Annotated in this window: 12 protein-coding genes; 4 read left to right on the forward strand and 8 right to left on the reverse strand. The window is 66.7% G+C overall.

Annotation, left to right across the window (positions count from 1 at the left end; translation table 11 throughout):
* Positions 1 to 74: 74 nt before the first annotated feature.
* The 4 genes from ACZ7GB_RS03360 to ACZ7GB_RS03375 are packed head-to-tail and all read right to left on the reverse strand — an operon-like array spanning position 75 to position 6,884.
* Positions 75 to 2,213, reverse strand: a complete 2,139-nt coding sequence (locus ACZ7GB_RS03360) for a hypothetical protein (protein ID WP_472157643.1) — start codon at positions 2,211 to 2,213, stop codon at positions 75 to 77.
* Positions 2,210 to 4,951 (reverse strand): DUF4159 domain-containing protein, encoded by a 2,742-nt coding sequence (locus tag ACZ7GB_RS03365; protein WP_472157644.1) that lies wholly within the window; start codon positions 4,949 to 4,951, stop codon positions 2,210 to 2,212. The genes ACZ7GB_RS03360 and ACZ7GB_RS03365 overlap by 4 nt, the downstream gene beginning before the upstream one ends.
* Complete coding sequence (locus ACZ7GB_RS03370; protein ID WP_472157645.1) at positions 4,951 to 5,871, reverse strand: DUF58 domain-containing protein; 921 nt, start codon at positions 5,869 to 5,871, stop codon at positions 4,951 to 4,953. Before ACZ7GB_RS03370 ends, ACZ7GB_RS03365 begins: the two co-directional genes overlap by 1 nt.
* Positions 5,868 to 6,884 carry an AAA family ATPase gene (locus ACZ7GB_RS03375; protein ID WP_472157646.1) on the reverse strand — a complete coding sequence of 339 codons (1,017 nt, stop codon included), beginning with the start codon at positions 6,882 to 6,884 and terminating at the stop codon, positions 5,868 to 5,870. The genes ACZ7GB_RS03370 and ACZ7GB_RS03375 overlap by 4 nt, the downstream gene beginning before the upstream one ends.
* Before the next feature lie 73 nt (positions 6,885 to 6,957).
* On the opposite strand from ACZ7GB_RS03375, the gene ACZ7GB_RS03380 reads away from it, so the two are divergent.
* Positions 6,958 to 7,551, forward strand: coding sequence for a DUF1285 domain-containing protein (locus ACZ7GB_RS03380; protein ID WP_472157647.1), 594 nt, complete (start codon positions 6,958 to 6,960; stop codon positions 7,549 to 7,551).
* 1 nt (position 7,552) lies between these two features.
* Positions 7,553 to 8,305 (forward strand): hydroxypyruvate isomerase family protein, encoded by a 753-nt coding sequence (locus ACZ7GB_RS03385; protein ID WP_472157648.1) that lies wholly within the window; start codon positions 7,553 to 7,555, stop codon positions 8,303 to 8,305.
* Between the two features lies 1 nt (position 8,306).
* Here ACZ7GB_RS03385 and ACZ7GB_RS03390 read toward each other — a convergent pair whose 3' ends face one another.
* Positions 8,307 to 9,278: a cation diffusion facilitator family transporter gene (locus ACZ7GB_RS03390; protein ID WP_078599499.1), complete on the reverse strand. Its 972-nt coding sequence runs from the start codon at positions 9,276 to 9,278 to the stop codon at positions 8,307 to 8,309.
* 265 nt (positions 9,279 to 9,543) lie between these two features.
* On the opposite strand from ACZ7GB_RS03390, the gene ACZ7GB_RS03395 reads away from it, so the two are divergent.
* Positions 9,544 to 9,780, forward strand: a complete 237-nt coding sequence (locus ACZ7GB_RS03395) for a DUF2798 domain-containing protein (RefSeq protein WP_078519707.1) — start codon at positions 9,544 to 9,546, stop codon at positions 9,778 to 9,780.
* On the opposite strand, the gene polA is transcribed toward ACZ7GB_RS03395, so the two are convergent.
* Entirely contained in the window at positions 9,774 to 12,599 is a 2,826-nt protein-coding gene (gene polA, locus ACZ7GB_RS03400) for a DNA polymerase I (protein ID WP_472157649.1), read from the reverse strand. The two genes, ACZ7GB_RS03395 and polA, sit on opposite strands and share 7 nt — an antisense overlap.
* 396 nt (positions 12,600 to 12,995) lie before the next feature.
* On the opposite strand from polA, the gene ACZ7GB_RS03405 reads away from it, so the two are divergent.
* On the forward strand, positions 12,996 to 13,154 hold the full coding sequence (locus tag ACZ7GB_RS03405) for a hypothetical protein (RefSeq protein WP_165757027.1): 159 nt from the start codon (positions 12,996 to 12,998) through the stop codon (positions 13,152 to 13,154).
* Between the two features lie 22 nt (positions 13,155 to 13,176).
* Here ACZ7GB_RS03405 and ACZ7GB_RS03410 read toward each other — a convergent pair whose 3' ends face one another.
* Together ACZ7GB_RS03410 and ACZ7GB_RS03415 are read right to left on the reverse strand one after the other, a co-directional pair.
* Positions 13,177 to 13,620, reverse strand: a complete 444-nt coding sequence (locus ACZ7GB_RS03410) for a globin domain-containing protein (protein ID WP_472157650.1) — start codon at positions 13,618 to 13,620, stop codon at positions 13,177 to 13,179.
* Complete coding sequence (locus ACZ7GB_RS03415; RefSeq protein ID WP_078519710.1) at positions 13,607 to 13,813, reverse strand: zinc-finger domain-containing protein; 207 nt, start codon at positions 13,811 to 13,813, stop codon at positions 13,607 to 13,609. Before ACZ7GB_RS03415 ends, ACZ7GB_RS03410 begins: the two co-directional genes overlap by 14 nt.
* Positions 13,814 to 13,842 lie beyond the last annotated feature (29 nt).

The raw sequence follows: 13,842 nt of genomic DNA on the forward strand, positions 1-13,842 counted from the left end.
TCCTCCGTCATCGCGTTCCGATACCGCTAACACCTGCTACACGCGAAGCGGTGTCCGGGCAATCCCCGCAGGGATCACGCTGCGGTCGGCCCGCCCTTATCGCCGCCACTGCCGCGCCGGTTGCGCCCTTCGATTAGCCACGCGCCCACGGTCAGCAGGGCCGCCAGGATCAGCCAGGCCCAGGCAGGCAGCAGCGGCTGCACCCGGATATCGGTGGTGGCCGTGGCACCACGCGGCGTGATGCCGATCCAGCCGCGCCCCGATGTCGGGCGACCCGCGCGCACTTCGCGGATGGAGGGCACCCCGTCCTCAAGCCGCGTCACGCCGCCATTCGACGCCTCGACCACGGCGGAGAGGGGATCGCCGCTGGCGATCGTCTGCTCGAACTCGCGCGGGCTTGCAGGCCCCATCGCCACGACCCGCTCCAGATCGCCGTCCTTGAGGCGGTAGAGCCCCGCCTCGGGCGCGGTCCAACGCGCGGTGAAGCGGCCGGGTGCTGTCTCGGTCAGCGGCACCTCTTGCGTCGAGCCATCGGGTAGCGTCACGGTCACCGGCGGCGCGGTGTCTTCCATCGTGCGGCGGATGATCCGCATCGAGAGCGCGCCGGGATCGATCTCGGCATAGAGCGCCTCTTCCTCCAGCTCCGGCTCTTTCATCTCCCAATGCGCGATCCGGCGCAGCAATTCGAGCTGCGGCCCGCCGCCGTCATAGCCGCGATCCCAGAGCCACGCCTGATCCGAGGCCAGCAGCGCCACGCGCCCCTCGCCTTCGCGCGACAGCACCAGAAGCGGCTTACCCTCGGCGCCGGACATCACGACCTCGCCGGTGGGGTTCGTCAGCTCGATCTGGCGCAACCAGTGGCCCCAATGCGGGCCGTCTTTTTCGGCGGCCGTATCCTCGCCCTCGGGCGCGGGCGCCCCTTCCAGTCCGGCGGTCACCGGATGGCGCAGACCCAGATCGGTCGGGCGCGGCAGGAAGCTTTCCGACATCACCCGGCCCGTCGGACGCGCGGGCATGATATCGCCGAGGCTGGTCTGATAGAGGCTTTCGACGGTCGCGAATTCCGGACCGGCGGCTACGAGGATCGCGCCCCCGCGCTCGACGTAATCCTTGATATTGTCGAAATACGCGGACGGCAGAATGCCCCGCGCGCCGTAGCGGTCGAAAATGATCAGGTCGAACTCGTCGATCTTGTCGACGAACAGCTCCTGCGTCGGGAAGGCGATGAGCGACAGCTCCGTCACCGGCACACCGTCCTGTTTCTCGGGCGGGCGCAGGATGGTGAAATGCACGAGGTCCACGCCAGCGTCCGATTTCAGCAAGTTGCGCCATGTCCGCTCGCCCGCATGGGGCTGGCCGGAGACCAGCAGCACCCGCAGCCGGTCGCGCACGCCATTGATCTGGACGGTGGCGACGTTGTTGCGGTCGGTCAGCTCGCCCTCGGTCGGCGACAGCGTGAACTGCACCACGTTCTGCCCCCCATGGGTCAGCGTCAGCGGCAGTTCCAGATCGCGGTCGGTGCGCACCGTGTAGCTTTTCGGATCCTTGCCGTCGATCGAGATGGTCAGATCGGCGGTGCCGCCCGCGCTTACGGGCACGTTGCCCATATCCTCGACCTTGAGACGGATATCGGTCTCCTCGCCGATGATGCCGAAGGACGGCGCGGTCTCGATCAGGATACGCCGATCCCAGTCGCTGCGCTTGCCGGTCAGCAGCACCTGCAGCGGCGCGGGCAGATCGGGGGCGAGCTGCGCATCATGGGCCTGCCCGTCGGTGACCATCAGCGCGCCCGCAACCCGCGCGCGCGGCTCTGCGGCGAGCGCCTCGGCCAAGGTCGAGCCCAGTTCGGTGCCCGCATTGTCGGCTCCGTCCGGAACGGTGATCCGGCGCGTCTCGACATTGGGCATCGCGTCGAGCTGTACTTGCAGACGCGTCAGGGCGGTATCGGTCTGCGCGACACGATCCGAGAGCTTCTGCGAGGAGGACCGATCGTCGATCAGCAGCACGATATTCGACAGCGGCGCGGTCTGCTCGCGCTGCAAGGAGGGCTGCGCGATGGCGGCCAGCAGCACCAGCGCGGCCAAGGCCCGCAGCGCCCAGCCCTTCAGCCCGCGCCACAGCGCCAGCGCCAGCAGCACGACAGCCACCACGCCTGCCCCCGCGATCACAGGCCACGGCAGAAGCGGCGCGAAGATGATCGACATCCCGTTCATTGCCCCAGCCTTTCGAGAAGCGCAGGCACATGGACCTGATCGGATTTATAGTTGCCGGTCAGCACATGCATGATCAGGTTCACCCCGAAGCGATCCGCGATTTCGCGCTGACGCTCGCCGGTGCGGCCACGGCCCACCGGGAACATCGGCATCCCGCGATCGTCGACAGCCCAGGCCGAGGCCCAGTCATTGCCGCCGATCACCACCGGCGTCACCCCGTCATTGAGGTTGCGAAACGGCATCCCCTCGGCGCGTTCGGCATCGGCGGGCGGGGCCTCGACCCAGATCGTGCCATCATAGCGGCCGGGGAAATCCTGCAGTAGGTAAAAGGTGCGGGTCAGCACATGATCGTCCGGGATCGGCGCGAGCGGCGGGATGTCCAAGGGGGCTGCCAGCGCCTGCAGGCGTTTGCCCGCCGGGGTCGCCTCGCCGAAGCCCGCGATATCGGCGTCGCGGGTGTCGAACAGGATCATGCCGCCGCCGCGCAGGTAGCGGTTCAGCTTGGCATATTCCATCGGGCTCGGCGCAGGCTGATCGGCGGTGATCGGCCAGTAGATGAAGGTGAAGACGGCCAGATCGTCGTTCTTGAGATCGACCATCATCGGCGCGGAAGGCTCGACCGTGGTGCGGCGATTGAGAACCTGCGACAGCCCCTTCAGCCCCGCCATGGACACCCGGTCCACCTCGGCATCGCCGGTGGGCATCGCGGCCAGAACCACATTGGACGCAGCCTCGATCGCGCGCGCCGGATCCATATCCTCGGCATGGGCTTGCGGGGGCGCGAAGCTCGCGAGGATCAGGGCGGCCCCGAAGGCGGCGGCCTTCATCGCGCGCGGCCCCAAAAGCTTGCCCGAGAGCGCCAGCGTCGCGAGGATATCGATCAGCAGTGCCGCCAGCGCCGCGCCCAGAAGCCAGCCTTTCAGCGGCATTTCGCGTTGCTCGAAGGCCCCTTCTACGGGGACATTGGCAGGCCAGCTGGCCGGGGACAGCGTCGCGCCGCGTGGAAGGGCGTTCAGCGCGACCGAGCGATCCTCGGCAGTGTAGATGCCCGGGCGCAGCTTCGGCCCCGGCTCGGCCTTGGCCAGCTCCTCGCCCGGAACGCCGGCGGCAGCGCCTGCGTCCTGCAGCCGCCCGAACCCGTCGAGCAGCTTCTGCGGCACCCAGGTCTGGCCTGCGAGATCAGCCTCTTCCGGCGCGGCGGGCCGGGCCGAGACCGCGAGCCGCTCCAGCATCTGCGGGAACAGAAGCGACAGCGGCAGCGTCGACCATTCGGCATTCGCGGTGACATGGAACAGCACGACCGCCCCCTGCCCCATCTTGGCGCGGGTCACGAGCGGCGTGCCATCGGTCAGCGCGGCGATCGTGTGCTCGGAGAGGTCCGGCGTCGGCTCGGCCATGACCTGCGCCTTCACGGTCACATCGTCGGGCACTTGCAGCCCGGCGAAGGGCGAGTTCTCCGGGAAGGGCGCCAGCGCGCGCGGATCGCCCCAGCTCATCGTGCCGCCCAGCGAGCGGCCGCCCGCGCGCAGCTGCACCGGCAAAAGCGTATCGGCATCGAGATCGGCATTGGCCATGCGGGGCCCCGCGAAACGGATCAGCAGCCCGCCCTTCTCGACCCACTCCTGCAACTTCGACTGCTCGGGCAGATCGGCCATATCGGCGAGGATGATCACGTCCGGATCGGCGGTCAGCACATCGGCCAGCGTGCCCTCTATCAGGTCCGCCGTGGGGGCGAGCGCCTGATGCAGGTAATGGGTGGGCGAGAGCAGCTCGAGCCCCTCGCGGTCGCGCGCACCCGACAGGATCGCGACCTTGCGGCGCTTCACCGCGTCATCGGTCAGGCTGACGGCGCCTGCCGAGCGCATGCCCGTGATCTCGATCCGGGTGATGCGGTTGCGCAGCTCGGGCGGCAGATCGAAGCGCAGCTCGGTCTCGCGGCTGTCGGTGAACTGCAGCGGCTGGCTGGCCAGTTCGCGCTCGATCCCCGCCGGGTCGCGCCCCACGGCCGCGACATCGCGCGGGCTGGGCGGGATGGTTGAGGCGAGCGCAGGCACGACGAGCGCGCCGTCCTCGATCCGCGCCGCCCCTAGCGCCAAGACCGGCAGTTGCGGTTGCCAGACCTTGACCGGACCGCGCGCCTCCAGCGCATTCAGAACGCCCGCGCGGCTGTCGCGGGCCAAGCCGTCCGACAGCCAGAGCGTCTCGAAATTCCCCTCGGGCAAGTTTGCGGCATCGAAGCTCTGCGGGGCCCAGGGCTGCGGCTGGATGCCGGGCAGCGACTGGATCAGCGCGCCCGCATCCGTGAAACTCACCTGTGCGGGCGGCGGATCGGTCAGCGAGATCACTGCTGCGGGACGTCCCGCCTGTTGCGCATCCTTCAGCGCCGACGTCATCCGCTCCACCCGGCGCGGCCAGTCGCGCGCGGAGGCCCAGCTACCGTCGGCCACGATCAGGAGCGGTCCGGTGCCGGGAACGGCCCGCTGCGGGTTCAGGACCGGTCCGGCAAAACCGATGATCGCCGCAGCCAGCGCGAGCAGACGCAGCGCCAGCAGCCACCACGGCGTGCGCGCGGCCTGCACTTCCTCGTCCTTGAGACCCAAGAGCAGCGCGACGCCCGGAAAACGCCTGCGGATCGGCGCGGGCGGCACCGCGCGCAGGATCAGCCAGATGATCGGCAACGAGGCCAGCCCCAGCAGAAGCCAGGGCGCGGTGAAACCGATGGGGCCGAGCATCCACATCAGCGCCCCCTCTCGAGCGCGGAATAAAGCCACAGCAGCGCAGCCTGCGCCGGATCGCCCGTGTGATGGGTCGAGAATTGCCAGCCCGCGCTGCGCGCGAGCCGGGCGAGCTGATCGCGCCGCGCGGCCAGCCGGTCGAGATAGCGCGCGCGCAGATCGCCCGCCTTGCGGGTCTCATGGATCAGCCCGCCCGCCATCGACTGGAAGATCGTGCGCCCATCATAGGGGAAAGCCTCTTCGTCGGGGTCGAGCACCTGCATCATCACGCCCGACACACCACGATCGGCCAGACGCCCCAGCGCCGCCTCGATCGGGCCGAGATCGCCGAAGAAATCCGACAGCAGCACAACCCGCGACTGCGGCGTGACGCCTGCGATTTCGGGTGCGCCATAATCCTGCACGCCCGTCTCGCGCGACAGAAGGCCTGCAAGCTCCATCAGCTGCGCGCGGCCCGGACGTGGCGGCGCGAGCGGGCCGGTCAGCCCGACGCGTTCGCCGCCGCGCACCATCAGCACCGCAAGCGCGAGGCCCAACACCCGGGCGCGCTCTGATTTGGTGACGCGCGCCTTTCGCCCGCTCTCGGCCCCGGTGAAGCGCATCGAGGCCGCGTCATCGACCCAGAGATGGACCGATTGCGCCAGCTGCCATTCCCGCTGGCGAACATATTGGCTATCCGAGCGCGCCGAGCGCCGCCAATCGACGAAGCGCAACTCGTCGCCCGCATGGGCGGGACGGTATTGCCAGAATTCCTCGCCCGATCCCGCGCGCCTGCGGCCATGCGCGCCCATCTGGACGGTCGCCGCCAGATGCTCCGCCGCGACCAGCAGCGGGGGCAGCGCAGAGGCCGCCCCTTCCGCCTCGCGGCGCAGGCTCAGCGCGGGGGATTGCCCCGGCGCTGCGGTATCGGAGGTTACGCTCAAGCGGCAGCACCGGCGGCGCGCGGCCCGGTGACCTCTGCCACAGCGCGGTCGATCAGATCGCCCAGCGTCTCGCCTCGGGCGCGGGCCGCGAAGCTCAGCGCCATGCGGTGGATCAGCACCGGGCGGGCCATCGCCTGCACGTCGTCCAGCGTCGGCGCGAGGCGGCCATTGATCAGGGCACGTGCCCGCACGGTCAGCATCAGCGCCTGCGCGGCGCGCGGCCCCGGCCCCCAGGCCAGCGCATCGCGGATGAACTCGGGCGCCTCGGCCTCGCGCGGACGGCAGAGCCGCACCAGATCGAGGATCGCATCGACGACCTTCTCGCCCACCGGCATCTGCCGCACGATCCCCTGCGCCTCGATCAGCTCGGCCGGGGTGAAGACGGTATGCGCGCCCTCGGCGGCGACCCCGGTGGTCGCGAGCAGGATCGAGCGCTCGGTCTCGCGGTCCGGGTAATCGACGTCGACCTGCACGAGGAAACGGTCGAGCTGGGCTTCGGGCAGCGGATAGGTGCCCTCCTGCTCGATCGGGTTTTGCGTAGCGAGAACGTGGAAGGGCGGGCCAAGCGGACGATGCTCGCCCGCGATGGTGACCTCACGCTCCTGCATCGCCTGCAAGAGCGCCGATTGGGTCCGGGGCGAGGCGCGGTTGATCTCATCGGCCATCAGCAGCTGGCAGAAGACCGGACCTTCGAGGAAGCGGAACGCGCGGCTGCCATCGGGCGCGGTTTCCAGAACTTCGGAGCCCAGAATATCGGCAGGCATCAGGTCGGGCGTGAACTGGATGCGGTTCGATCCCAGCCCCATCACGGTCGACAGCGTCTCGACCAGAAGTGTCTTGCCGAGGCCCGGCAGACCCACCAGAAGCGCATGCCCCCCGGAGAGCATCGCGGCCAGAACCAGCTCCACCACCTGGTCCTGCCCGATGAAACGCCGGTCGATCGACGCGCGCGCCTGTGCGAGCTTGCCGCCAAGTCGTTCGATATCTTCCATCAGCTTTTCGGGCTCGGCCATGACATTCTCCCCGTTGATGCCTATCTTTCCCAGCAAAGCAGATATCCACGCTCCGACCAACGGCCAAATTTACATGACGGATCACAAACAGACAGTTTCGACCCCTTCCCCGACGGCAGACGGGCTTGCCGATGCCGCCAAGAAAGCCAGCAAAAAGGGCCCGCCGCCCGTGCATTTGTGGGATCCGCCCTTCTGTGGCGATCTCGATATGGAGATCCGCCGGGACGGGACTTGGTTCTATCTTGGCACGCCGATCGGGCGCGAGGCGCTGGTGCGACTGTTTTCATCGATTCTGAAACTGGAGGACGGGAAATACTACCTCGTCACCCCGGTCGAGAAGGTCGGCATCCGGGTCGAGGACGCGCCTTTCATCGCCGTCGATTTCACAACCGAGGACGAAGGCGACGACCAGTCGATTCGCTTCACGACCAATGTGGGCGACGTGGTTCTGGCCGATGCGGAGCACGCGATCCGCGTGGAGCATAGCGCGGATGGCGAGCCCCGCCCCTATCTGCACGTCCGGCGCGGGCTGGAGGCTTTGATCGACCGCAAGAGCTTCTACCGGCTCGTTGATCTCGCCGTGACGCGCGAGCATGAGGGCGAGGACTGGACCGGCGTGATCTCGGCGGGCAGCTTCTTCCCGATCCTGCGTGCCGCGGAGCTGTAACGTGCCGAAATTCGCCGCGAACCTGACCTTCCTGTTCACCGAACTGCCCTTCATGGAACGGTTCAATGCGGCGAAACAAGCCGGGTTCGATGCGGTCGAGGTGCTGTCTCCCTACGACGCCTCCGCGCAGGAGATGCGCCACGAGCTGATCCGTCACGACCTGAGCTTCGCGCTGATGAACGTGCCGCCGCCGAATTATACGGGCGGCGATCGAGGCTTCGCCGCCGTGCCGGGGCTGGAAGACCGCTTCCGCCGCGATTTCGACCGCGCGATGCGCTTCGCCGACATCCTGAAACCGCGTGTCATCCATATCATGGCGGGCAAGGCCGAGGGCGCGGAGGCCCGTGCGACCTATATCGAAAACCTGAAATGGGCGGCGGCGCGCGCACCGAAACGGCGCCTGACGATCGAGCCGATCAACCCGATCGACATGCCGGGCTATTTCCTGAACGGTTTCGATCTCGCGGCGGATATCCTCGATGCGGTCGCCGCCCCGAACCTGCATCTGCAATTCGACGCCTATCACGCGCAGATGTTGACCGGCGATGTGGCGGGAGCTTGGGCGAAGCATGGTCACCGTGCGGCCCATGTGCAATTTGCCGATGCCCCGGGGCGCGGCGGCCCCGGTTCGGGCAAGATCGATCTGGAAGGTTTCTTCGCGACGCTCGATGCCGATGGCTACGACGGCTACGCGTCAGCGGAATACACCCCGCAGGCGGAGACGCGCGAAACGCTGGGCTGGCTTCCGCGCTAGCTCAATGCGCCGGGTGGCCCGCGTGGGCATGATCTGAGTGCCCGTGATCTGCGTGCCCATGATCTTCGTGGTCGTCATGGTCCGCGTGATCGGCACAGCCCAGGCTCGCGCTTTCCGGCTCCAGCGTCGCGTGGTGGATGCCGAACTGATGCGCCAGCATATCCTTCGCCCGCGCGATGACCGTGGCGTAATCCCGTCCCTCGTCCAGCACCAGATGCGCCTCGACGGAGACACGCTTCTCGTCGATCTGCCACAGGTGGACGTGGTGGACGCTCTCGACGCCCTCGACATCGCCCAGCGCGCCCCGCACCTCCGTACAATCCTTTTCGGGCGGCGCGCCCAGCATCAGGATGCGCAGCACCGGTTTCAGATCGGTCGCGACATGCCACAGGATGAAGACCGAGATGCCAATGGTCAGGATCGGATCGACCAGCCGCCAATCGTAAAGCAGGATCACGATACCGCCGACGATCACCGCGACCGAGGCCCCGGCATCGGCGAGGTTATGCAGAAAGGCCGCGCGGATGTTCAGGCTGTGCTTGGAAAGCGCATAGGTCAGCGCCGCCGTCGCCAGATCGATGATCAGCGCCAGCGTCGCCAGCCAGACCACGATCCAGCCATCGACCTGCGGCGGATGGATCATGCGCCCCACGGCCTCGACGACCAGCCAGACCGAAATCAGGATCAGCGCGATGTAATTGACGAAAGCCGCGATGACCTCGGCGCGCGACCAGCCGAAGCTCATCGCCGCATCCGCCCCGCGCTTGGCCAGTTTGCGCGCCCCGAAGGCCAGCACCAGCGCGGCGGCGTCGGAGAAGTTATGCACCCCGTCCGCGATCAGCGCCATCGAGCCCGCGATCGCCCCGCCGAAGACCTGCGCAAAGGTAAGCACGACATTGACGACCACCGCCCAGAGCACACGGTTGTCACTGGCATCGTCCAGATTGTGGTGGTGGTGATGATCGTGGGGCATGGGCGCTCTTCTCGGTTCTCGGCGCCTGAGGCGCGGTTGGGACGCTCCGCGGGGGATATTTGGACCAAGCCGAAGACCAAGCGTGCAATTCGGCTTGGCGCAAATATCCCCGCCGGAGGCATGCGCAGTCTCAACATTGCCGGACGGCAGGGTCAATGCGGGACGGTGTCTCTGCGCGAATGAACACACAGGTTTGTGCGTTGCGTGCTCACGTCCAATCACCAAAATGCGAGCGACTGACTTTCCGGCCCAAGGAGGAGACCCGATGATCCCCGCCCGCTACGCGCATTTCATTTTCAGCCTGATCCTGTCGGGGATCATGTCGTTTCTGGTCTCGGGCATCGCGACCTACCGCGCGACGGGGATGGTGGAAGACTTTACGGCGCTGTGGGTGGCAAGCTGGGTGTCCAGTTGGATGCTCTCCTACCCGTCAGTGCTGATCGTCGCGCCGTTTGCACGGCGCGTGACCAATCTGTTGGTGCGTCAGCCCGCGGCTCAGTGAGCGGCAGCCCAGCTATCGCCCTGCCCCGCATCGACGACGAGCGGCACCGTGAGTTTCATCACAGGCTCCGCCGCGCCTTCCATCGTGGCCCGGGCGGTCTTGATCAGATCGTCGATCGCAGCCTCCTCGACTTCGAAGATCAATTCATCATGCACCTGTAGCAGCATCCGCGCGGGAATCCCCTCGATCGCCTCGGGCATCCGCACCATCGCACGGCGGATGATATCGGCGGCCGCGCCTTGGATCGGCGCGTTGATCGCCGCGCGCTTGGCGAAGCCCGCCGACGGCCCTTTCGCCCCGATATCGGGCGTGTGGATCTTGCGCCCGAACAGGGTCTGGACGAATTTGTGCTCCTTCGCGAAGGCCACGGTGTCGTCCATGTATTTGCGGATACCGGGGAAGCGCTCGAAATAGCGGTCGATGAAGCCCTGCGCCTCGGCGCGTGGGATGCGCAGGTTGCGCGCGAGACCGAAGCCGGAAATCCCGTAGATCACCCCGAAATTGATCGCTTTCGCCTGACGGCGGATTTCGGGCGTCATCTGATCCAGCGGCACGTCGAACATCTCGGACGCGGTGGCGGCGTGAATATCCAAGCCCTCCTTGAAGGCCTCGCGCATCTCGGGAAGGTCGGCGACATGGGCAAGGATGCGCAGCTCGATCTGGGAATAGTCGAGCGAGACGATCTTGCAGCCGTCGCGCGCGACAAACGCCTCACGGATGCGGCGGCCTTCCTCGGAGCGCACGGGGATGTTCTGCAGGTTCGGATCGGTCGAGGCGAGACGCCCGGTATTCGCGCCCGCGATGGAATAGGAGGTGTGAACGCGGCCCGTATCCGGGTTCACATGCGTTTGCAGCGCATCCGTATAGGTCGATTTCAGTTTCGAGATTTGCCGCCAGTCGAGCACCCGTGCCGCCAGCTTCGCAGCCTGCGGGTTGGTGTCTTCCATCGTCGTCACGTCTTCGAGCACGTCCGCCCCGGTGCCATAGGCTCCGGTCTTGCCCTTCTTGCCGCCCTCGACGCCCATCGTGTCGAACAGGATCTCGCCCAGCTGTTTCGGCGAGCCGACATTGAAGGGCTGGCCCGCGATCTCGGCGATCTCGTCTTCGAGCTGCGCCATCTTTTGTGCGAAGGCATTGGACATGCGCGAGAGCACCGAGGCGTCGACCTTCACGCCGGCCATTTCCATATCGGCGAGCACCGGGACCATCGGGCGCTCCAGCGTCTCGTAGACGGTAGTGACCTGTTCGCGATGGAGGCGCGGCTTGAACTGCTGCCAGAGGCGCAGCGTGATATCGGCATCCTCGGCGGCGTAGCGGGTGGCCTTGTCGATCTCGACCTTGTCGAAGGTGATCTGGCTCTTGCCAGAGCCGATCAACTCCTTGATCGGGATCGGCTGGTGATTGAGGTAGCGATCCGAGAGCGCATCCATCCCATGGCCATGCAGCCCCGAGAACATCGCGTAGGACATCAGCATCGTGTCGTCGATGGGCGCAACGCGGATGCCGTGGCGGGCGAAGATCTTGAAGTCGTACTTCATGTTCTGGCCGATCTTGAGGATCGCCGGATCCTCGAGCACCGGCTTGAGCAGCGCGAGCGCCTCTTTGAGGTCCATCTGACCCTCGGCGCGCTCGGCTCCGCCGAAGAGATCGCCTTCGCCTTTGCTATGCCCGAGCGGCAGATAAGCCGCCTTCCCCGCCTCGATGGCAAGCGACACACCGACCAGTTCGGCCTGCATCTCGTTGAGCGAGGTGGTCTCGGTATCGACCGCAACCCAGCCCTTCGCGCGGGCCTCATCGAGCCATTGCGTCAGCGTCTCGGCATCGCGGATGCAGACATAGCTGTCAGGATCGAAGGGCGGCTGCTCGACCTCGGGCGTAGCGTTGTCATGGCTGGCGGGCACGTCAGAGACTTCCGGCGCGGCCGGCGGCTCGGCGCCGAATTTCTCCGCCACGCGGCGGGTCAGCGTGCGGAATTCCATCTCGTTGAGGAAGCCCATCAGCGTGTCGACATCCGGCTCGCGGATTTCCAGATCGTCGAGCGTGAACTCGATGGGCGTCTGATCGTCGAGCGTCACGAGCTGTTTCGAGAGGCGAATCTGGTCGGCCTTCTCGATCAGCGTCTCGCGGCGCTTGGGTTGCTTGATCTCGGAGGCGCGCTCCAGCAGCGTGTCCAGATCGCCATATTCGTTGATCAGGAGCGCTGCCGTTTTCACGCCGATGCCGGGCGCGCCGGGGATGTTGTCGACCGAGTCGCCGGCCAGCGCCTGCACGTCGATCACGCGCTCGGGGCCGACGCCGAACTTGGCCTCGACCTCCTCGACGCCGATGGCGCGGTTCTTCATCGCGTCGAACATCTCGACGCCGCCGCCGACGAGCTGCATCAGGTCCTTGTCCGAGGAAATGATCGTCACACGCCCGCCCGCTTCGCGGCCCTGCCGCGCCAGCGTCGCGATGATGTCGTCGGCCTCGTAGCCGGCCAGTTCCTCGCAGGCGATGTTGAACGCCTTGGTCGCGTCGCGGGTAAGCGGGATCTGCGGGCGCAGCTCCTCGGGCATCTCGTCGCGATTGGCCTTGTATTGATCGTAGAGGTCGTTGCGGAAGGTGTGGCTGCCCTTGTCGAAGATCACCGCCGCATGGGTCGGCGCGTCCGAGCCCTTGGCGTCTTCGATGTATTTCCACAGCATGTTGCAAAAGCCCGCGACCGCCCCGATCGGCAGCCCGTCGGACTTGCGCGTCAGCGGCGGCAGCGCGTGATAGGCGCGGAAAATGAAGGCCGAACCGTCGATAAGATGCAGGTGACAGCCTTTGCCGAATGCCATTGCGAGAGCCCTCCTTCGCGCGTTGGCCCCGGTTGTGCCACAGGGGGGTGCGGAGGGGAAGAGGATCGGGGGGTAAGCCGCGTCTCGGAAGGATTCCAGTGGAAGCCTTCAGCGGCGAACGCGCCGCGCGTCGCGGCGCAGGGGTGGCGATCGTGTTTCGCGACAAGGGTCGCGCCCGAGCCTTGGGTGGGCGCTTCGCTGTCGTCTGGTTTGGGCAGTTTATCTCGCAAGCCCGAAAGACCGCCGGGCCCGCGCGCCATCGCCAATGCGCCCTCCCGGGGGGAGGGTCGGGCGCGGCCCGGGCTGGTCGCCCGTGCCCAAGGATATGCGAAGCTCCCTCTTGCCAGCCCCCCTGAAATCCCCCATCTCAAACGGCAACCGCAAAGGATCGAACCGATGGATTATTCCAAAATGGGTGGCGCAAGGCCGCCGAAGAACACGCCCAAACATGCCGAGCACAACGCCTATGGCAGTGACAAGACGCCGTACGGGAAGAAAGACCCGAAGGCTGCGCTGCTCGAACGGATGAAGGCGGCGGCGAAGAAGGATAAGTGAGGCTCGGCAGGCAGACCGGTGCCTAGAGTTGATCTTCCAGCGCCGCGGCCCCGGCCATCATCTGCGCCGAGACCTTGCTGAACAACTCGGCCCAGTCGGCGGCCAGTTCGGGCGTCCAGTGATCGCCCAGCTTGGCCGCGAGGCCTGCGATCACCGCCTCTGACAGCCACGTGTAATAGTCCGGCTCGGCTCCGAACAGCACATGCATCTGGCCGAGGCCGGGCAGTTCCAGCTCCTGTTCCTCGGGCGGATCGAGCGTGGACAGGATCACCTCCATCATCGCGGCATATTTCAGCTGCTGCCCGCCTTCGCTGTTGGGCAACACCTGATCAAGCTCGGGATGGACCGCGAAGAGCCGCGCGAAGGCGTCGCGAAACAGCGACGGATCCTCGAAATCGAGACGCGCCGCGCTGGCCTTCACCCGCGCCGCACGCTCGGCTGGCAAAAGTGGTTCAGTGATCGTCATGCGCGTGATCGCGGTCGATCACATATTTCTTGTCGCAATAGCCGCATTCGACGAAACCGGTGTCACGCGGGATCGACAGCCAGACGCGCGGATGACCCAACGCCCCCTCGCCGCCATCGCAGGCGACCTTCCAGGTGGTGACGACCTCGGTCTCGGGTGCCTCGGGGGCATTAGGCGAATGGGTGGCAGTCATGGATGCTCCGTCTATATAAGGCACGAAAA

The organism is Thioclava sp. PTB-PU3-1, from assembly GCF_055666785.1.

What these genes read in the sequence shown, in the direction of transcription:
- ACZ7GB_RS03360 (WP_472157643.1), bottom strand. Translation starts at nt 2,213, where the DNA reads ATGAACGGGATGTCGATCATCTTCGCGCCGCTTCTGCCGTGGCCTGTG.
- ACZ7GB_RS03365 (WP_472157644.1), bottom strand. Translation starts at nt 4,951, where the DNA reads ATGTGGATGCTCGGCCCCATCGGTTTCACCGCGCCCTGGCTTCTGCTG.
- ACZ7GB_RS03375 (WP_472157646.1), bottom strand. Translation starts at nt 6,884, where the DNA reads ATGGCCGAGCCCGAAAAGCTGATGGAAGATATCGAACGACTTGGCGGC.
- ACZ7GB_RS03380 (WP_472157647.1), top strand. Translation starts at nt 6,958, where the DNA reads ATGACGGATCACAAACAGACAGTTTCGACCCCTTCCCCGACGGCAGAC.
- ACZ7GB_RS03390 (WP_078599499.1), bottom strand. Translation starts at nt 9,278, where the DNA reads ATGCCCCACGATCATCACCACCACCACAATCTGGACGATGCCAGTGAC.
- ACZ7GB_RS03395 (WP_078519707.1), top strand. Translation starts at nt 9,544, where the DNA reads ATGATCCCCGCCCGCTACGCGCATTTCATTTTCAGCCTGATCCTGTCG.
- polA (WP_472157649.1), bottom strand. Translation starts at nt 12,599, where the DNA reads ATGGCATTCGGCAAAGGCTGTCACCTGCATCTTATCGACGGTTCGGCC.
- ACZ7GB_RS03405 (WP_165757027.1), top strand. Translation starts at nt 12,996, where the DNA reads ATGGATTATTCCAAAATGGGTGGCGCAAGGCCGCCGAAGAACACGCCC.
- ACZ7GB_RS03410 (WP_472157650.1), bottom strand. Translation starts at nt 13,620, where the DNA reads ATGACGATCACTGAACCACTTTTGCCAGCCGAGCGTGCGGCGCGGGTG.
- ACZ7GB_RS03415 (WP_078519710.1), bottom strand. Translation starts at nt 13,813, where the DNA reads ATGACTGCCACCCATTCGCCTAATGCCCCCGAGGCACCCGAGACCGAG.